This window comes from Pantoea sp. RSPAM1 (genome assembly GCF_038816185.1).
GTDB classification, from domain to species: domain Bacteria; phylum Pseudomonadota; class Gammaproteobacteria; order Enterobacterales; family Enterobacteriaceae; genus Pantoea; species Pantoea ananatis.
This window is the reverse complement of record NZ_CP046137.1, coordinates 4050928-4071090: the sequence shown is the minus strand read 5'-3', so window position 1 is coordinate 4071090 and position 20163 is coordinate 4050928. Positions and strand designations below refer to the sequence as shown.

The 20163-nt window shown below is 58.4% G+C and carries 11 protein-coding genes; 9 read left to right on the top strand and 2 right to left on the bottom strand.

The window, feature by feature from the left end:
* Window positions 1–122: 122 nt before the first annotated feature.
* From GKC68_RS19520 to GKC68_RS19480, 9 genes are all read left to right on the top strand, one after another.
* Complete coding sequence (locus GKC68_RS19520; protein ID WP_110956623.1) at window positions 123–2396, top strand: molybdopterin guanine dinucleotide-containing S/N-oxide reductase; 2274 nt, start codon at window positions 123–125, stop codon at window positions 2394–2396.
* A gap of 276 nt (window positions 2397–2672) precedes the next feature.
* Complete coding sequence (locus GKC68_RS19515; RefSeq protein WP_028723057.1) at window positions 2673–4412, top strand: penicillin-binding transpeptidase domain-containing protein; 1740 nt, start codon at window positions 2673–2675, stop codon at window positions 4410–4412.
* A gap of 406 nt (window positions 4413–4818) precedes the next feature.
* Entirely contained in the window at window positions 4819–6042 is a 1224-nt protein-coding gene (locus tag GKC68_RS19510; protein WP_342656440.1) for an MdtA/MuxA family multidrug efflux RND transporter periplasmic adaptor subunit, read from the top strand.
* A complete protein-coding gene (locus GKC68_RS19505) occupies window positions 6039–9245 on the top strand; it encodes an efflux RND transporter permease subunit (RefSeq protein WP_342656439.1) in 3207 nt (1068 codons plus the stop codon). Before GKC68_RS19510 ends, GKC68_RS19505 begins: the two co-directional genes overlap by 4 nt.
* The gene (locus tag GKC68_RS19500; RefSeq protein WP_342656438.1) at window positions 9242–12343 is read left to right on the top strand and encodes an efflux RND transporter permease subunit; all 3102 of its coding nucleotides are present in this window, start codon (window positions 9242–9244) and stop codon (window positions 12341–12343) included. The genes GKC68_RS19505 and GKC68_RS19500 overlap by 4 nt, the downstream gene beginning before the upstream one ends.
* A gap of 4 nt (window positions 12344–12347) precedes the next feature.
* On the top strand, window positions 12348–13733 hold the full coding sequence (locus GKC68_RS19495; RefSeq protein WP_342656437.1) for an efflux transporter outer membrane subunit: 1386 nt from the start codon (window positions 12348–12350) through the stop codon (window positions 13731–13733).
* Between the two features lie 95 nt (window positions 13734–13828).
* On the top strand, window positions 13829–15979 hold the full coding sequence (gene aas / locus GKC68_RS19490; RefSeq protein ID WP_342656436.1) for a bifunctional acyl-ACP--phospholipid O-acyltransferase/long-chain-fatty-acid--ACP ligase: 2151 nt from the start codon (window positions 13829–13831) through the stop codon (window positions 15977–15979).
* Window positions 15976–17169, top strand: a complete 1194-nt coding sequence (gene lplT / locus GKC68_RS19485) for a lysophospholipid transporter LplT (RefSeq protein WP_028723051.1) — start codon at window positions 15976–15978, stop codon at window positions 17167–17169. Before aas ends, lplT begins: the two co-directional genes overlap by 4 nt.
* A 316-nt stretch (window positions 17170–17485) precedes the next feature.
* Window positions 17486–19039 carry a methyl-accepting chemotaxis protein gene (locus GKC68_RS19480; RefSeq protein WP_342656435.1) on the top strand — a complete coding sequence of 518 codons (1554 nt, stop codon included), beginning with the start codon at window positions 17486–17488 and terminating at the stop codon, window positions 19037–19039.
* 184 nt (window positions 19040–19223) lie between these two features.
* Here the strand turns inward: GKC68_RS19480 and ridA are convergent, their stop codons facing one another.
* A complete protein-coding gene (ridA, locus tag GKC68_RS19475) occupies window positions 19224–19610 on the bottom strand; it encodes a 2-iminobutanoate/2-iminopropanoate deaminase (protein WP_028723049.1) in 387 nt (128 codons plus the stop codon).
* 82 nt (window positions 19611–19692) lie between these two features.
* Window positions 19693–20157, bottom strand: a complete 465-nt coding sequence (pyrI, locus tag GKC68_RS19470) for an aspartate carbamoyltransferase regulatory subunit (protein WP_028723048.1) — start codon at window positions 20155–20157, stop codon at window positions 19693–19695.
* Window positions 20158–20163 lie beyond the last annotated feature (6 nt).

Here is a 20163-nt window from a genome sequence, read left to right as displayed (position 1 = left end):
TCAAGACAACAGAATGCCAGCGCTGTCGCAAACAGGGTAAAATCAGACGGTTGGAGATGCCTTCTGTTCAGGTTGCAGCCCATGCTATGCTGCTGATCCCAACACCTGCCATAGCGATGACCATGAAAATTAAAGTGCCACATCTGGCGCACTGGGGCGCCTTTACCGCGGTAAGCGAAAACGACCGTCTTATCGGCTGTGAACCTTTTTTTGCCGACGCCGATCCCTCGCCGATGCTCAACACCATCCCGGAACTGGTTTACTCAGACAAACGTATTCGCCAGCCCATGGTGCGCCGCTCATGGCTGAAATCGCGCGAAAACAGTGACCGCACGCTGCGAGGACGTGAAGATTTTGTTGCCGTTGACTGGGAGACGGCGCTGGATCTGGTGGCAGAGGAAAATCGCCGTATTCGCGAACGCTACGGTGCATCCGGCATTTTTAATGGCTCTTACGGCTGGTCATCGGCAGGGCGCGTCAACCATGCGCGTACGCTGGTGCGCCGCTTCTATTTTCAGGGCGGCGGTGGCGTTGATCAGCAAGGCAACTACAGCTGGGGTGCCGCGCAGTTTTTCCTGCCTTACGTGATGGGCACCTACATGCCGCTGACCGGGCGCGTCACCGACTGGCCGCAGGTGGTGGAACATGCGGAGGTGTTTGTCGCCTTCGGTGGGCTGGCGTTAAAAAATGCCCAGGTAGCATCCGGCGGCGCAGGCCAGCACAGCCTGAAACCGGCGCTGCAGCAGCTGGCGGCAAAAGGCACGCCGGTGATTAACATCAGCCCGATGCGCGATGACTGCCCAGAGTTTGTTAACGCGGACTGGATCCCGATCCGGCCCAATACCGACGTGGCGCTGATGTTGGCACTCGGTTACGAAATTTATCAGCGTGGCGCGGCCGACGAGGCGTTCCTGGCCCGTTACTGCACCGGCTGGCCACAGCTACGTGCCTATCTGCTGGGTGAAAGCGACGGCATCGCCAAAACGCCCGGCTGGGCCAGCAAGATCACCGATATCCCGGCAGATCGCATTGTCCATCTGGCCCGACAGCTGATCGGCAAACGCAGTTTTATCACCTGCTCCTATTCGGTCCAGCGCGCCCACCGCGGCGAACAGCCTTACTGGATGATGATCGCGCTCTCTTCCATGCTCGGGCAGCCGGGCTTGCCGGGCGCGGGCTTCTCGTTTGGGCACGGTTCAATGAACAGCGTGGGCAATCCGCGTCAGGAAGGCCCCGCGCCGATGATGAGCACCGGACCGAACCCTTCAGGCCTGTCCATTCCGGTTGCCCGCATCAGTGACATGCTGCTCAATCCCGGGCAGCCTTATGGTTTTCAGGGCGAAACTCTGCACTATCCGGACATTCATATGGTGCACTGGGCGGGCGGCAATCCGTTTCACCACCACCAGCAGCTTAACCGGCTGGTGGAAGGCTGGCAGAAGCCGGACACCGTGGTAGTGCAGGATATCGTCTGGACGCCGGCTGCGCAGATGGCCGATATCGTGCTGCCCGCCACCACCACGCTGGAGCGCAATGACATCGGCGGTTCATCACGTGACCGTTTCGTACTGGCCATGCACCAGGCAATTAAGCCGCAACATCAGGCACGAAACGACTTTGATATTTTTGCCGATCTCGCCGAGCGCTTAGGCTATCGCGATACCTTCACTGAAGGGCGCAACGAGATGCAGTGGATAGAACATCTCTATCAACAGTGCGCGGTCGCTCACGACCGCCGTGGCATTGCTTTTCCGGAGTTTGGTGAGTTCTGGCAGCGTGGCTTTGTGGAGATCCCCGAAGGCGGTAAGCCTTATATCTTTATGGAAGACTTCCGCGCCGATCCCGAGGCCAACCCGATACAGACGGCCAGCGGTAAGATTGAGCTGTTTTGCCAGACCATCGCCGACTACCACCTGGAGGACATGGCCGGGCATCCGGAATGGCGTGAGCCTCAGGAATGGCTGGGCGCGGCAGCCAGCCGTGATTATCCGCTACACATGATCTCCATTCAGCCATCGGACCGGTTACACAGCCAGTTAGATGCGACGGCTACCGTTCAGGGCAACAAAACCGCCGGACATGAAACCCTGTACATGCATCCGCAGGATGCGGCGGTGCGGGATATCGGAGACGGTGACGAAATTGAGGTCAGCAATGCGCGCGGCAAAATACTGGCTGGCGTGCGGCTCACCGAGGGGCTGAAGCAGGGCGTGGTGATCATTTCCACCGGCGCCTGGTTTGATCCGGGTTTTGGCAAAGCGTGGCAGCCATTTGACCGGGCGGGTAACCCCAATGTGTTAACGCTGGATATCGGCACGTCATCCCTGACGCAGGGACCCAACGCCATGAGTTGCCTGGTTGACATTAAAAAACATGCCGTTTGCACAAAAGCCTAAGGTTCACACGGCTGGTTACATTTTGCAGGCATCTGTTGCGTTTCAGTCGTGGCGAAAAAGCCGTTCCGCTTGCTACATTCAGGATCCCAGAGGTATTGATGGGTGAACATCAACTGATTTTTTCTTGATTACACCGACCTGCGTAGATACGCAGGTTTTTTTTGCCCGAAATAAACTTAACGATAACGAACTGATACACAGTTTTCCTGTGTTTTTGCCCGTGCTTTGATTATAACTGCGGGATTGACCTCATTTTTTTAAGCGCAGCGGATTGCCATGCCCCGGATTAAAAAACTACTGGGTAAAGACCAGATAAAAGCCCCGTTTAACCCGTTCCGTTTTCGCCTGATCTGCCTGGGCGTATTTTTCTGCATGGCTGTTCTGCTGGTGCGCGTCGCCGATTTGCAGTTTCTTAATCAGCCCATGCTGGAACACGAGGCCGATCAGCGCTCGCTGCGTACCGTTACGCTTCCGACCAGCCGTGGCACCTTACTGGATCGCAACGGCGAAGCCCTGGCGCTCAGCGTGCCGTCGCGGGATGTCATCGCCGATCCGCAGCGCGTGCTGGAGAGCAACCCTGATTTTACCAGCGCCAAGTGGGCCTATCTGGCGGCGGCGTTAAGTATGCGACCCGAAGAGGTCGCGGCGCAGATCACCGCTAACCCCAAACGTCGTTTTCTCTATCTCGGGCGTAAAGTTGAACTGGGGATCGCCAAAGATATTAAAGATCTGAAGCTTAAAGGCATCAGTGAAGTCTACGACGACAGCCGCTTTTATCCGATGAGCGAAGCCTCCGCGCCGCTGATTGGTATTGTGGGAGCCGATAACACCGGCCTCAACGGACTGGAAAAGGGCTTTGATAAAGTCCTGCAAGGCCAGCCGGGCAAAGAAGTCTACCGGCAGGATGCGGCGGGGAATATTATCTCGATGATTAGCTACCAGCCGCCCACTCAGCCGCCCACGGTGCAGCTCAGCATTGATAAATTCAGCCAGTACACGCTCTACAGTAAGCTGCGCGATGGCGTGCTGTTAAACAAGGCTGATTCGGGCGCGGCGGTGCTGGTCAAAATTGATACGGGCGAGATTCTGGCGATGGCCTCTTATCCCTCGTTCAACCCCAACAACTATCAGGGGGCAACCCCGGCGCAGATGCGCAATACCGCCATTAATGACAGCTATGAGCCGGGTTCAACGGTAAAACCCCTTGTGGTGATGGAAGGGCTGGAGCGTCACCTCGTCCGGCCGGATTCCGTGCTGGATACCACGCCTTACCGGGTTAACGGCCACCTGATTCGCGACGTCGGTCACTGGCCGCGTCTGACCATGACCGGCATTCTGCAAAAATCGAGCGACATCGGCGTTTCTCATATCGCCCTGGCGATGCCGGCGGAAGCCCTGGTGAACACCTACTACGCGTTCGGCCTGGGTAAACCCACCGGGCTGGGGCTGACCGGCGAAAGCGTGGGGTATTTCCCGCTGCACCGCACGCGCTGGGCCGATATCGAACGCGCGACCTTCTCCTTCGGCTACGGTTTGCGCGTCACGCCGCTGCAAATTGCCCGTGAATACGCCACGCTGGGTTCCTATGGCGTTTATCGTCCGCTGTCGATCACCAAAGTGACGCCGCCGGTGCTGGGCAAGCAGGTCGCTAATCCGGAAACGGTCAAGGAAGTGGTACACATGCTGGAAAGTGACGTCCTGCCGGGCGGCACGGGACTGAAAGCGGCGGTACCGGGTTATCGGCTGGCCACTAAAACCGGTACGGCTGAAAAGATGGGCAGCAGCGGGAAGTATGACGGCGGTTATGTGAACTATACCGCAGGTATTGCCCCGGCCAGCCATCCTGAGGTGGCGCTGGTGGTCATGATTAACCATCCTACCGCGGGCGATCACTTTGGTGGCTCTGTTGCCGCGCCGGTGTTCGGTAACATAATGGGGCCAGTGCTCAAGCACATGAATATTGCCCCGGATGCCATCTACAGCAAGCCTGTGGATAACGGTTCAGATAAATCCTAACCAAATCAAACTGTAAGTGAGGTGTGGATGTTTTTACACCTCGTTTCATTTCGCCGAATTCATTTTCCTTTTTCACCTGTCACTGACGCCTGCAGGGTGAGAGTATGAACATCCCAGAGGTATTGATGGGTGTGAAAACGGGCACTGCTCCGGCAAGGCCAATCGTTATTACACCAACCCACGCAGATGCGTGGGTTTTTTTTTGCCCACTACGCCTGCCGCCAGCCCCTGTTATCCGTGCGGGTCCACGCCCTGGACAGGGGACTGGTAAGGTTTCTTAACGCAACCCTTACGGTTTGGCGATGGAAAGTCGTAACACAAGTAGCCGATAATCTTTGCAGATGCCGTTTCGACGATGCCTCCCACCGGGAGGATTTCCTTTATTCCTGTTTACCTGAAGAGTTCGATGACTACTCACGATCCCCGTACCCGTGGTTCCCGCTGGCTGAAATGGCTGCTTCTGCTCATCGCGCTGTTAATGGTTGCCGCCGTGGCATGGCGATTGATGGGCCATAAAGGCGCAGGCGGCCCCCTGCCCACGCGCGGTCATGCCGGACGCCATGGCGGCCCTGGTATGCTGACAGGCGGCACGACGCTGGTTCACAGCGGCACCGCACGCACCGCCGATGTGCCGGTCTATCTCAATGCACTGGGTACGGTGATCCCCAATGCCAGCGTGACGGTCACCAGCCGGGTAGACGGTCAACTGGAGAAGGTCTACTTCACCGAAGGGCAGAAAGTTGAAGCGGGCCAGCTGCTGGCGCAGATCGATCCCCGCAGCTATGAGGCCACGCTGAATCAGTATCAGGGGGAACTCAGTGAAAATACGGCGTTGCTGAAAAGTGCCGAACTGACGCTGGCACGCTACCGTAAACTGGCGGCCCAGGACTCGCTGTCTCGCCAGGATTTAGATACGCAAATTGCGACCGTGGGACAGTATCGCGGCGCAGTGGCTGCCGATCAGGCCCAGATTGCCAGCGCCAGGCTGAATATTGGCTATGCGCGCATCACCGCACCCGTCAGTGGTCGGGTAGGGCTGCGCCAGGTCGATCCGGGCAATATGATTCAGAGCGCCTCCACGACCGGGCTGGTGACCATTACTCAGATGCAGCCAGCAGCGGTAACCTTCAGCGTGCCACAAAGCAACATTCCGACGCTGGTCAGCGTCCTTCATCATGGTCAGACGCTGCCCGCCACCGCCTTCGATCAGGATAACCAGCATGCCCTGGGTCAGGGGCAGGTGAAATTTATCAGCAACGAGATCGACACGGCGACCGGCACCATTACGCTGAAAGCCCTGTTCGCTAACGACGACGAGGCGCTGTACGCCAACCAGTTTGTGAACCTACGCCTGCAAACCAGCGTGCTGAAAGGCGCCACCATTATTCCGGCACAGGCGTTACAGTTAAGCAGCGACGGCAGCTTTGTTTTTATCATCAATAAAGACAACACCGTGACGCGCCAGCCGGTTACGGCAGGTCCGGCTTACGGTGAGACGTGGCAGGCTATTCTGCAGGGCGTGAAGCCTGGCGACCGTCTGGTCACGGAAGGGATCGATCGCCTGACCAATGGCAGTAAAGTTTCGGTCGCCGACAGCACCCAACCGACCCCACCGGCTGAGGCACAATGAACCCGTCACGCCTTTTTATTCTGCGTCCGGTCGCCACCATCCTGCTGATGGCGGGCGTGCTGATCGCTGGGCTGTTTGCTTACCGGTTTCTCTCAACGTCGGCGCTGCCGCAGGTCGATTACCCAACCATTCAGGTGACAACGCTCTATCCCGGTGCCAGCCCGGACGTAATGGCATCGACGATCACTTCACCGCTGGAGCGTCAGCTGGGACAGATGTCAGGCCTGAGCCAGATGAGCTCGACCAGTTCAGGCGGATCGTCGATCATCACCCTGACGTTCAGCCTGGATCTGTCGCTGGATGTGGCCGAGCAGGAGGTGCAGGCCGCCATCAACGCCGCCAGTAATTTGCTGCCGACCGATCTGCCCACGCCGCCCACCTATAAAAAGGTCAATCCGGCCGACAGTGCAGTCATCACCTTAGCTGCCAGCTCGGATACGCTGCCGCTGACGCAGGTTCAGGACCTGGTAAATACCCGCGTTGCGCTCAAGCTCTCGCAAATTTCCGGCGTGGGCATGGTAACGCTCGCGGGCGGTCACCAACCGGCAATTCGCGTGCAGATGAACCCGCAGGCGCTGGCGGCCCATGGCCTGACGCTGGAAGACGTGAATACGCTTATCGGCAACAGCAACGTCAAAGGCTCCAAGGGCGGATTTGACGGCCGCTATCACTCCGTCACCATTGACGCCAACGACCAGCTACGCACCGCCGCCGAATACGGCAACCTGATTCTGACCTACCAGAACGGCGCCGCCCTGAGGCTGAAGGACATCGCCCATATTGAGCAGGGACCGGAGAACAGCTTTCAGTCTGCCTGGGCCAACCACCACCCGGCCATCGTGATCGGCGTGCAGCGCCAGCCGGGGGCGAATGTCATCCAGGTGGTGGACAGCATCAAGGCGCAGTTGCCCACGCTGCAGGCCGCGCTGCCCGACGGCGTGAAAATGACCATCCTGTCCGATCGTACCCAAACCATTCGCGCCTCCATTAGCGATGTCCAGTTTGAGCTGATGCTGTCCATTGCGCTGGTGGTGATGGTGACCTTTCTGTTCCTGCGTAACGTGGCGGCCACGCTGATCCCCAGCGTGGCGGTACCGCTTTCGCTGGTGGGCACCTTTGGCGTGATGTATCTCGCCGGCTTCAGCCTCAATAACCTGTCGCTGATGGCGCTGACGATTGCCACCGGTTTTGTGATCGACGACGCGATAGTGGTGGTCGAGAATATTTCCCGGCGGCTGGAAGCAGGGGAGCCACCGCTGGAGGCGGCGTTAAAGGGATCGCAGCAGATTGGCTTTACCATCATCTCTCTGACCTTTTCCCTGATTGCGGTGTTGATTCCGCTGTTGTTTATGGGCGACGTGGTGGGACGCCTGTTTCGTGAGTTTGCCATCACGCTGGCGGTATCCATTCTGGTTTCAATGCTGGTCTCGCTGACCTTAACGCCGATGCTGTGTGCTTACCTGCTGCGCTCTGTTCCGCCCGAGAAGCAGTCCCGTTTCGCGCGCAAAGGCGGCGAGGTTTTTGACTGGCTGATTCGCGGGTACGACCGCCTGCTGACCCGGGTGCTGAATCATCAGAAACTGACGCTGCTGGCGGCGCTGGCGACCTTTGCTCTCACCGCGCTGCTGTATATCCTTGTCCCCAAAGGCTTCTTCCCAACTCAGGATACCGGGTTGATTCAGGGCGTAACCGTGGCCACGCAGGACGTCTCTTTTACCGAGATGGCGAGGCGCCAGCAGGCGCTGTCTGCGGTGATCGTGCAGAATCCGGCGGTTGAGAGCGTCTCTTCGACCATCGGTATTGACGGCAACAACACCAGCCTGAACAGCGGTCGGTTGCAGATCAACCTGAAGCCCTTTGGTCAACGCGACGACAAAGCCGGTGCAGTCATCAAGCAACTGCAGGAGGCGGCAACGCAGGTGGTCGGCATTCAGCTCTATCTGCAACCGGCACAGGATCTGACGGTCAACGATCAGGTCACGCCGAGCCAGTATCAGTTCACCCTTGACGATGCCAACAGCGAAGACCTGGTGACCTGGTCGCCGAAACTGGTGGCGGCCTTGCAGAAACGGCCGGAGTTCAACGGCGTGGTAAGTAACCTACAGGATCAGGGCCAGGTGGCTTATGTCGAGCTGAACCGGGACAAAGCCGCGCGGTTGGGCGTGACCGCAGCGGACGTTGATAGCGCGCTCTATAGCGCGTTTGGACAGCGGCTGGTTTCGACGATCTTTACCCAGTCGAATCAGTATCGCGTGGTGCTGGAAGTCGCTCCACAATACCAGCAAAGCCCGGCCGCTTTCGACGATGTGTATCTGAAACCCTCTGCCAGCACGTCCGGCACCGCATCAGACAGCACGTCTGCCAGTAGCAGCCCGGATACCTCATCAACCTCAACCGCCACCAGCACGGCCACAACCGGCACCAGCAGCGGCATGGTCAGGCTGACCGCCATCGCCACGATCCATCAACGGACCGGGTCGCTGATGCACATGCGGCTGAATCAGTTTCCGGCGGTGATGATCTCCTTCAATCTCAATGACGGCTATTCGCTGGAAGATGCGCAGAACGCCATTACCCAAGTGACTGCGCAGCTGCAGCTGCCCTCGGCGATCACGCTGCGCTATCAGGGAGAAACCTCGGCGTTTCAGCGCGCCACAAGTAACACGCTGTGGCTGATACTGGCGGCCCTGCTGACGATGTATGTGGTATTGGGCATTCTGTACGAAAGCTTTATCCATCCGGTGACGATCCTCTCGACGCTGCCCTCTGCGGCGGTCGGGGCGTTGTTAACCCTGTTGCTGGCGAATACGGCGTTCAGCCTGATTGCGCTGATCGGGGTGATTCTGCTCATCGGCATCGTGAAGAAGAACGCCATCATGATGATCGATTTTGCGCTGGAGGCCGAAAAAAAGCAGCATCTCTCCCCCCGGGAAGCCATTCATCAGGCCTGTCTGCTGCGTTTCCGCCCGATACTGATGACCACCATGGCGGCGCTGCTGGGCGCACTGCCGTTGATGCTGGCGTCCGGATCGGGCGCAGAACTGCGCCAACCAATGGGGCTGGTGATTGTCGGCGGATTGATCGTCAGCCAGGTACTGACGCTGTTCTCCACGCCGGTGATCTATCTGTGGTTTGATGGGATTGCCCGGCGCGGCAATGCCTGGGTGAAACGCCGTCAGCAACAGGCGCGGAGCGGGCAATGAACCTGACCCGGCTGTTTATCTTCCGCCCGGTCGCCACGCTGCTGTTGACGATGGCGATTCTGCTGCTCGGCGTGCTGGGTTACCGCCTGTTGCCGGTGGCCCCGCTGCCGCAGGTGGATTTCCCCACCATTATGGTTAACGCCAGCCTGGCCGGTGCCAGCCCGGAAACCATGGCGGCAACGGTTGCCACGCCGCTGGAACGCTCGCTGGGGCAAATTGCCGGCATCACCGAGATGACCTCAAACAGCTCGCAGGGCTCCAGCACGATCATTTTACAATTCGACCTTAACCGGGATATTAACGGCGCGGCCCGCGACGTGCAGGCGGCGATCAACGCGGCACGCAGCCTGCTGCCCAGCGCGATGGCATCGCTACCGACCTACCACAAAGCCAACCCCTCGGATGCGCCAATTGTCATGCTGGCGCTGACCTCCGCCACCCGCTCGCCGGGTGAGCTCTACGATCTGGCCGAAAGTAAAATCGAACAGGCGATGGGGCAGATCAAGGGCGTGGGCGACGTGTCATTAATGGGAAGCGCGCTGCCTGCGGTCCGCATCGATCTGCAGCCGCGTAAACTCATCCACGCAGGCATTTCGCTGGATACGGTGCGCAGCGCGGTGGCCAACAGCACCACCACGCTGCCCAAAGGCTCGCTGCAGGGCAGCAGTCAGTCGTGGATGGTGGACGGCAATGGCCAACTGGACAAAGCCGCCAGCTATCGCAACCTGATTATCAGCAACACAGACGGCAATGTCGTGCGCCTGGGCGACGTCGCCAGCGTGTACGATTCAGTGGAGGACCGCTATCAGGCGGGCTTTCTCAATGCCCAACCGGCGGTCATGGTGGGTATTAAGCGCCAGGCGGGCGCCAACATGCTGGATACCATCGATGCCATCAAAGCCCGCCTGCCTGCCCTGGAAAAAGATCTGCCTGCCGATACGCAGCTTAAGGTGGTGGTGGACCGTTCGCCCGGCGTGCGCGCCTCGCTATACGATACCGAAGAAACGCTGCTGATTGCGGTGCTGCTGGTGATTGCGGTGGTGTTTGTGTTTTTACGCAACCTGCAGGCGGTGATCATTCCGGCCCTGGCGCTACCGGTCTCGCTGATCGGAACCTGTGCGGTGATGTACCTGCTGGGTTACAGCCTGGATAACCTGTCGCTGATGGCGCTGATCATCGCTACGGGATTCGTGGTCGATGACGCCATCGTGGTGCTGGAAAATATCACCCGTCATATTGAAGCCGGCCAGCGCCCGCTGCGTGCGGCCATTCGCGGTGCGCGGGAGGTTAGCTTTACCGTGCTGTCGATGACGGTCTCGCTGATTGCCGTGTTTATTCCCATCCTGCTGATGGGCAGCCTGCTGGGACGGCTGTTTCGCGAGTTTGCGGTCACGCTAACCGTTTCCCTGGTGATTTCGATGTTTGTCTCGCTGAGCCTGACGCCGATGCTCTGCGCGCGGCTGCTGAAACCGAAACCCAACGTGAGCAAGCGCCCGCATCCGCTCTATCAGTGGATTGAAAATCAGCTAAACCACGCGCTTGCGGCCTACTCGCGCGGCCTTGACTGGGTCATGCGCCATCAGAAACTGACTCTGTTCAGCCTGCTGCTCACCGTGCTGCTTAACCTGTTTCTCTATACGGTGGTGCAGAAAGGCTTTTTCCCCGAACAGGATACGGGCCTGCTGATGGGCGCCTTACGGGCGGATCAGAACATTTCGTTTCAGGCGATGAAGCCGAAGATGCTGCAGTTCACCCAGATCATTCGGTCCGATCCTGCCGTTGAAAGCGTGATGTCATCCATGGGCAGCGGGATGTTTGGCTCGCGCAATAACGCCGACTTTTTTGTCCGGCTTAAAGCTTTTGACAAGCGTGATGCCACGGCCAGCCAGGTGGCTAACCGCTTAAGCCAGAAAACCAGTAAGATCCCCGGTGCGCAGCTGTTTCTGATGGCGGCGCAGGATCTGCATATCGGCGGGCGCAGTGCCAATGCCACCTATCAGTACAGCCTGCAGGCGGACGATCTTGCCCTGCTGCGCGAGTGGACGCCTAAAGTCCAGGCGGCACTGGCGGCTATTCCGCAGCTCAACAGCGTTGATTCCGATGCGCAAACCGGCGGTCAGGAAGTGATGCTGACGATCGACCGCGACCAGGCCACCCGGCTGGGGGTGAATGCGAAGATGCTGGACACGATGCTGAATAACGCGTTCAGCCAGCGCCAGATTGCCACGCTGTACCATACGCTCAATCAGTATCACGTGGTGATGTCGCTGCAGGACAGCGACACCCGCGATCCCGCGATGTTGCAGCAGCTTTACGTGATTAACGACAGCGGCAATCGTATTCCACTGTCGGCCTTTGTCAGCTTCACGGGGGGGAATGCGCCGCTAACGGTGACGCATCAGGGGCAGTCAGCGACCAGCACGATAGCCTTTAACCTGAATGACGGCGTCTCGCTGGAGCAGGCGGAGGCGCTGATCAAACAGGCGATGGCCCGGCTTGGCCTGCCCTCAACCATTCAGGCGGGCTATGCCGGAACAGCGGCCGAATTTAATCAACTGACCGCCACGATGCCGTGGCTGATTGTGGCGGCGCTGGTGGCGGTCTACATCGTGCTGGGTGTGCTGTATGAGAGCTATATTCATCCGCTGACCATTCTGTCCACCTTGCCTTCGGCAGGCGTAGGCGCGCTGCTGCTGCTGTTACTGACCAATACGCAGCTCACGGTGATCGCACTGATCGGCATTATCCTGTTGATCGGTATAGTAAAAAAGAACGCGATTATGATGATCGACTTTGCCATTGATGCCGAGCGGCGGCTTGGCCTGTCACCGCAGCAGGCGATTACCCAGGCCTGCCTGATGCGCTTTCGCCCCATTATGATGACCACGCTGGCGGCGTTCTTCGGGGCGCTGCCGCTGGCGTTGGGCAGCGGCGGTGATGCCGACTTACGCAGCCCGCTCGGCATTGCCATTGCCGGGGGATTAGCGCTGAGCCAGCTGCTGACGCTGTTTACCACACCGGTTATTTATCTCTGGCTCGATCGCCTGAGCCGTGCCACCCAACGTCAATGGCGTCGTCTGCGCCATGCGGGATCCTGAAGCTATGAAACCATTTATTCCTGTCGCGCTGACCCTGCTATTGGGCGGCTGTACTGTTGGCCCTGATTATCAGCGTCCCGCGATGACCATGCCGGTTCACTACAAAGAGGCCAGAGGCTGGCAGCAGGCGACGCCGCAGGACGATCGGCATAAGGGCGAGTGGTGGGCGGTGTATCAGGATGCCACGCTAAGCAGCCTGCTCAGTCAGGTCAGCCTCTCGAACCAGAATGTGGCTGAATACGCGGCGCAGTACCGCCAGGCGCAGGCGCTGGTGGCGCAGTCCCGGGCGGCGCTGTTCCCCACCCTGGATTATGACGCCAGTACGACACGGAGCGGCAGCCACACTGAGAGTACGCGCACCACCAGCAGCAGCCATCAGGCGGCGCTGAACGCCAGTTGGGAGCTGGATTTATGGGGCAAACTGCGGCGGACACGGGAAGAGGATCAGGCCAGCGCGCAGGCCAGCGCAGCAGAACTCGCCAATATCACCCTGAGCGCCCAGACCGAGCTGGCGGAAGACTACTTCCAGTTGCGCATCATGGACGAAAAAATTGGTTTGTATCAGCAGAGCATCGCCGCCTGTCAGCGCTATCTGAGGGTGATACAGAACCAGTATCAGGCGGGAACGGAATCCCGCGCTACCGTGGCTCAGGCGCAGCAACAGCTGGAGAGCGCCAGCGCCTCGGCCCAGGATTATCAGTGGCAGCGCGCCCAGATGGAACATGCTATCGCCCTGCTGGTGGGCAAAGCGCCTGCGGATTTCAGCCTGCCTGCGGCCACGCTGACGGCCACCTTACCGGCGATCCCCGGCGGCTTACCGGCCGAACTGCTGCAGCGCCGTCCCGATATCGCGATGGCCGAGCGTAAAATGGCGGCAGCCAACGCGGCGATCGGGGTTGCCACCGCCGGGTACTATCCCGATCTCAGCCTCAGCGCCAGCGGCGGCGTGAGTGCATCTGCGCTGCATAACCTGTTTTCCTTACCCAACCGCGTCTGGTCGCTGGGGCCTGAGCTGAGCGGCTCGCTGCTGGACTTTGGCGCCACCTCGGCCAGTGTGGATCAGGCCCGCGCCGCTTACGATGCCAGCGTCGCGAACTATCGACAGACGGTGCTGACGGCGATGCAGGATGTCGAAGACCGCCTGGTGGAGCTGAACACGCTGCAGGGCGAAATCGCCGCACAGCAGCGGGCCACCGCCGCCGCGCAGACTTCGGCGCAGGTCACTCGCAATCAGTATGAGGCCGGGATGATTGACTATCTGGATGTGGCGACAACCGAAAACAGCAGCCTGAGCGCACAGCAAAGTTTACTGACGCTGAAAAGCACCCAGTGGGTCAGTAGCGTGGCGCTGATCGCGGCGCTGGGCGGCGGCTGGCATACCGCTCCATGAAGGCGGCATAGCGCTGAAATCTGCCAATAATCAGTTGTCGAATACGGCTAAATCCTGCATCGTGAGTGGCTATTTTAAGATGCTAAGGAGCCGGCATGTTATTCACCTTTTTCCGCCTGGTATTCCGCCTGCTGTGGCGGGTTGAACTCCGGGGCGATCTCGCTGAACTGCATAAGCAGAAGGTGCTGATTACGCCGAATCACACCTCGTTTCTGGATGGGGCGCTGCTGGCGCTGTTTCTGCCCATCAAACCGGTTTTTGCGATTTACTCGTCGATCAGCGAGCACTGGTTTTTACGTCTCATCAAGCCGTACGTGGATTTTGTTCCGCTCGATCCCACTAAACCTTTGGGACTGAAGCAGCTGGTGCGGCTGATCGACAGCGGGCGTCCGGTGGTCATTTTCCCGGAAGGCCGGATTACCGTCACCGGATCGCTGATGAAAATTTACAGCGGGGCAGGATTTGTCGCGGCAAAATCTGGTGCAACCGTGGTGCCGATGCGCATTGAAGGCGCGGAGTTTACGCCGTTTGGTCGCCTGGCGGGCGTTTTTAAGCGTCGTTTGTTTCCGCGCATCACACTCAGCGTGTTACCCGGTACCCATATTCCGATGCCTGAAGCGAAACGCGCCCGGGATCGTCGCGTGCTGGCCGGTGAACACCTGCATCACATTATGATGGAAGCACGCATGGCGGTGCGTCCACGGGAAACCCTGTTTGAGGCTTTCCTCAATGCCCGTCAGCGCTACGGCGCGTTTAAACGCTGCATTGAAGACGTGAATTTTAAACCGGACAGCTACACCGGTTTACTGAAAAAAGCGTTGGGTGTCGGACGGATTCTGGAGCGTTACAGCCAGCCTAACGAGTACGTAGGGCTGCTGCTGCCTAACGCGACGGTTACCGCGGCGGCTATCCTGGGCGCGTCCCTGCGTGGGCGCGTGCCTGCGATGCTGAACTATACCGCTGGCGTAAGCGGCATGCGCGCGGCGCTGACCGCATCAAAAGTGAAAACCGTGTTTACGTCCCGCCAGTTTCTGGACAAGGGCAACCTGTGGCACCTGCCGCAGAGCCTGACAGAGGTACAGTGGATCTACCTGGAAGATCTGAAGGATACCGTCACGCTCAAAGACAAGCTCTGGATACTGGCGCATCTGATCTCGCCGCGCCAGGCCCAGGTGGCGCAGCAGCCGGAAGCGGCGGCGATGGTGCTGTTTACCTCGGGATCGGAAGGCCATCCCAAAGGCGTGGTGCACTCGCACAAAAGCCTGCTGGCCAATGTTGAGCAGATCCGCACGGTGGCCGACTTTACGCCGCGTGACCGTTTTATGTCGGCCCTGCCGCTGTTTCATGCTTTTGGCCTGACCGTGGGGCTGTTCACGCCGCTGATGACCGGAGCGCAGGTCTTTCTCTATCCCAGCCCGTTGCACTACCGGATCGTGCCTGAGCTGGTTTACGACCGTAACTGCACCGTCCTGTTTGGGACCTCCACCTTCCTGGGTAACTATGCCCGCTTTGCCCAGCCCTACGACTTTGCCCGCCTGCGCTACGTGGTGGCCGGGGCAGAGAAGTTGCAGGAAACCACGCGCCAGCTGTATATGGACAAGTACGGCATTCGTATTCTGGAAGGCTACGGCGTCACTGAATGCGCGCCGGTGGTGGCGATCAACGTGCCGATGGCCGCCAAAGCGCATACCGTGGGCCGTATCCTGCCGGGAATGGATTCTCGCCTGATGTCGGTGCCGGGCATCGAAAACGGCGGGCAGCTCCAGCTGCGTGGCCCTAACATCATGAAGGGCTATCTGCGGGTGGAGCACCCCGGCGTGCTGGAAACCCCGGTTGCGGATAACGGGGAAGGACAGATGGAAGCGGGCTGGTATGACACTGGCGATATCGTCAGCTTTGATGAGGGCGGCTTCTGCCAGATTCAGGGCAGGGCGAAGCGCTTTGCCAAAATAGCCGGAGAAATGGTGTCACTGGAGATTGTCGAGCAGATTGCCCTGAAGGCCTCTTCAGATAAGCAGCATGCGGCCTCGCTGCGCCCTGACGGTCATCGGGGTGAAGCATTAGTGCTGTTTACTACCGACAGCACTTTAGCGCGTGAGGGCCTGCAAAAAGCCGCGCGTGAACTGGGCGCCGCCGATCTGGCCGTGCCGCGCGACATTCGCGTGGTCAAACAGCTGCCGCTACTGGGCAGTGGTAAACCTGACTATGTCACCCTGAAAAAAATGGCAGAAGAGGACCAGGCATGATCCCAGAACGTGATGCGCCGTTATTGTCGCGCGGCATGATAGCGGTAATGGTGGCGCAGTTTTTCTCCGCGTTCGGCGATAATGCCCTGCTGTTTGCTACCCTGGCATTATTAAAAAACCAGTTCTATCCCGACTGGAGCCAGCCGATCTTGCAGATGCTGTTTGTAGCCACCTATATCCTGCTGGCCCCGTTTGTGGGGCAGATGGCGGACAGCTTTGCCAAAGGGCGGGTCATGATGTTTGCCAACAGCCTGAAGCTACTGGGCGCGATGATCATCTGCTTTGGCTTTAATCCCTTTCTGGGTTACACGCTGGTGGGGATCGGCGCGGCGGCGTATTCGCCCGCCAAATACGGCATCCTTGTGGAAATCGCCCATGACGAGAAGCTGGTTAAAGCCAACGGGCTGATGGAAGCTTCCACCATTGCAGCGATCTTACTGGGCTCGGTGGCGGGCGGCATCCTGGCGGACTGGAACCTGGTTGCCGCGCTGGCGGTCTGTGCCCTGACCTATGCCGTGGCGGTAACGGCGAACCTGTTTATCCCCAAACTGCACGCCGCGCGTCCTGGCCAGAGCTGGAACTTCGCGGCCATGCTGCGCAGCTTTATTGCCGCCACGCGGGTGCTGTGGAACAACGCTGAAACGCGTTTCTCCCTGCTCGGGACCAGCATGTTTTGGGGCGCAGGTGTCACGCTGCGTTTTCTGCTGGTGTTATGGGTGCCGGTGGCGCTGGGGATCCAGGATAACAAAACCCCGACCACGCTGAATGCCATGGTGGCGGTCGGTATCGTCGTGGGCGCGGCGCTGGCGGCCAGGCTCGTCACGCTGGAGACCGTGCGCCGCTGTATGCCTGCCGGTGTGCTGATTGGGATCGTGGTGGTGGTTTTCTCGCTGCAACATACGCTGCTGAATGCTTACCTGCTGCTGTTGGTGATTGGCGTACTCGGCGGTTTCTTCGTGGTTCCGCTTAACGCGCTGCTGCAGGAGCGGGGCAAACAGAGCGTGGGATCCGGTAATGCCATCGCGGTACAGAATCTCGTTGAAAACACCGCCATGCTGGTGATGCTTGGGCTGTACACCTTAGCCATTCGGGCTGGCGCGCCTGCGGTTGCGACCGGCATGGGCTTCGGCGCACTGTTTGCACTGGCGATTGCCGTCTTGTGGCTGTGGCGGCCGTCCTCCCGCCCCTGATGTCACCACGGCGGGGCGCGCTGGCCCCGCCGTTTGGCTTTTCTTTCCTGCCTCGAACGCACCGTCTCGCCCTTTGTCCCCCTCTTTTTTTGCCGAAGCAATATATTTACTATTCAAAATAATATAGTTTATTTGGTGATTGTTTTTAATTGTTATTTAATTTTAATTGCGATAACTTTTTAAGATGCATAATTAATTTAAACTTGAAATCGAATTCAACGTTAAAAAATTTGAAATAAATATTTATTTGATATTGCCGATTAATTTCTGGCTTCCTTCGGGAATTAGCTCGAAGGAAAGAAAGGAGCTCGGTTTAATGAATATGACGCAAAGACTCTCTCTGGCTTTTACGCTTTTAGCAGGTTCGTTAATTATTCTAGGTATCGTAACCCTTTCACTTCTCGCGGGTTTTCAGGCGCGGTTTGAATATGTGCAGGTCAATACGATTGATTCGCTCAAGGTGCTGAACCGGTTGGTGGACGAAAGTAATCGCCTCTCCGTGGCGTTATATCGCCATCAGACCGAAGACGAGATCGCTAAACTGGCCAGCCTGGAAGCGGTGATCCAAAAACGCATTGAGGATATTTCGACATTAACAAAATATTATATCGATAATGATATTACGAATGACGAGGATCGGGCGATGACGGAAAAGTCACTCCGGCTTATCGCGGCGGTAAAACAAAATCTCCCGACGTTTCTCAGTGCATCCCGTGCTCATCAGAATCAACTCAGCCTGGCGCTGTTAAGTGATGATGAGGGCATCGGCGGCGCCATCACCCAACTCAAAAGCAGTTATCGCAATCAGTTTGACTTTAACAGCAAAATTGGCGAAGCGTTGCGCCTGCAAAACCAACATATCTACCTGCAGACCAAATGGGGCATGGCCGCCGGTATTGCCCTGACGATTATCGGGCTGGGCATGCTGACGATCTTCACCATCCTGCGCGTCCGCCGCAGCCTGAAGGCCATTGGTGATGTGATGGAGCGCGCCAGCACCCGTCTTGATCTCTCCCTGAAGGCCGATGACAGCCGCCGCGATGAGGTCGGCATCATGGCACGCTCGTATAATCGCCTGATGGAAAGCATCTCTTCTGCCCTGCATGCGGTCAGCAGCGCCTCACAGTCGGTCAGCAGTGCATCGGCACAGATTGCGGCAGGCAATGAAGATTTGTCGGCTCGCACGGAAGAGCAGGCGGCCTCGCTGGAGCAAACCGCAGCCAGCATGACCCAAATCAGTGAAACCGTCAGGCAGACCGCAGACAACACGCGCCAGGCAAGTCACCTTGCAGAAAACACGCGCAATCTCTCTGACACCAGTTCAGCGGCGCTCAATACCATGCTGACTACCATGGCGTCGATTCGCGACAGCTCGGGCAAGGTAGGCGACATCATCACCCTGATTGAAGGCATTGCGTTTCAAACCAACATCCTGGCGCTGAACGCGGCGGTTGAAGCGGCACGTGCCGGAGAACATGGGCGCGGCTTTGCCGTCGTGGCAGGCGAAGTGCGCAACCTGTCGCAGCGCTCCACCACCGCAGCCCGTGAAATCAAAGGGCTGATTCAGTCATCGAATGCGTTGATCGAATCGGGAACGTCCCAGGCGGATAACGTGAACCACAATATGGAGACGATGCGCGGTGCGGTCAGTCAGGTCACCGATCTGGTTAACGAAATCGCCGCGGCGGCCAACGAGCAGAGTCAGGGAATTTCGCAGGTGCATCAGGCGGTTAATCAGATGGACGATGTGACCCAGCAGAATGCGGCCCTGGTGGAGGAAGCCTCGGCCGCGTCGCTCTCTCTGCAGGAACAGGCCGATACGCTTGCTGCGCTGGTGCGGAAATTTACGCTTGCTGGTCCATCGGCCTAAGGGGAGACGCCACAACGCAACCCTGCAGCCGTCAGGGCACCCAAGCCGGTGCTGGCGCTGGCGACAAGTGGGCAGGATAACTGGCAGCGTTTTTAAGCGGACGGTTTGAAAACATAACGAAAGGTCGGCGGTCAGTTACGCCAGACTGAAAACCGCGTGCGCACCGGGTGCGCACGCTTTTTTATCAGCGACGCAGCGCGATCGCTTCGATTTCAATCTTCACATCTTTGGGCAGACGGGCCACTTCCACGCAGGAGCGCGCCGGGAAGGGCGCATTGTGCTCGGTAAAAAAGGCTTCATAGGTGGCGTTTACGGTCGCAAAGTCATTCAGATCTTTCACGAATACCGTGGTTTTCACGATATCGGCAACCTTCAGGCCCGCCGCTTCCACAATCGCCTTCACGTTTTCCAGCGACTGGCGCGCCTGTGCGGATACATCCTCGGCAACCTCGCCCGTGGCCGGGTTCACCGGAATCTGACCGGACGTGATGATCATGCTACCGAGATCTACGCCCTGCACGTAAGGGCCGATAGCCGCTGGGGCTTTTTCCGTACTGATTTCACGAGACATCATTTCTCCTTAGAGTCAGGCCGGGGCAGCAAAGGCGCTGCCCGCAATAAAACGCGATTCATTATAAGCGCGGCAGAGCCGATTAAAAGTGACCCAATACCACATGACGGGCGAACTCTTTCTCACAGTATTTACACTTGAGGTGTACCTCATCGGCGCGGTGCTTCACGGCGAAGCTGGAGAACACCGGCTCAGTGCGGCTGATACAGTTGCTGTTCGGGCAGGTCAGCACCCGATCGATGCGATCCGGTAGCGCAGGGGCGATCTTGGCCACCACTTCATAGTCATCAATGCGGTTGACGGTGGCGTGCGGGGCATAAAACGCCAGCTGATTGATCTGATCTTCCGTGAGATAAGTGTTCTCGATCTTAATCAAATCTTTGCGGCCCATCTCCCCCGACGGCAGATTCAGGCCAATGGTGATGCGCTGGTCGGTTTCGGTCAGGCGAAACAGCGACAGGAGCTTAAAGCCTACCTGCGCAGGGATGTGATCGATAACCGTGCCGTTTTTGATGGCTTCGACCTGCAGTTTGTTATCCTGGCTCATACTGTC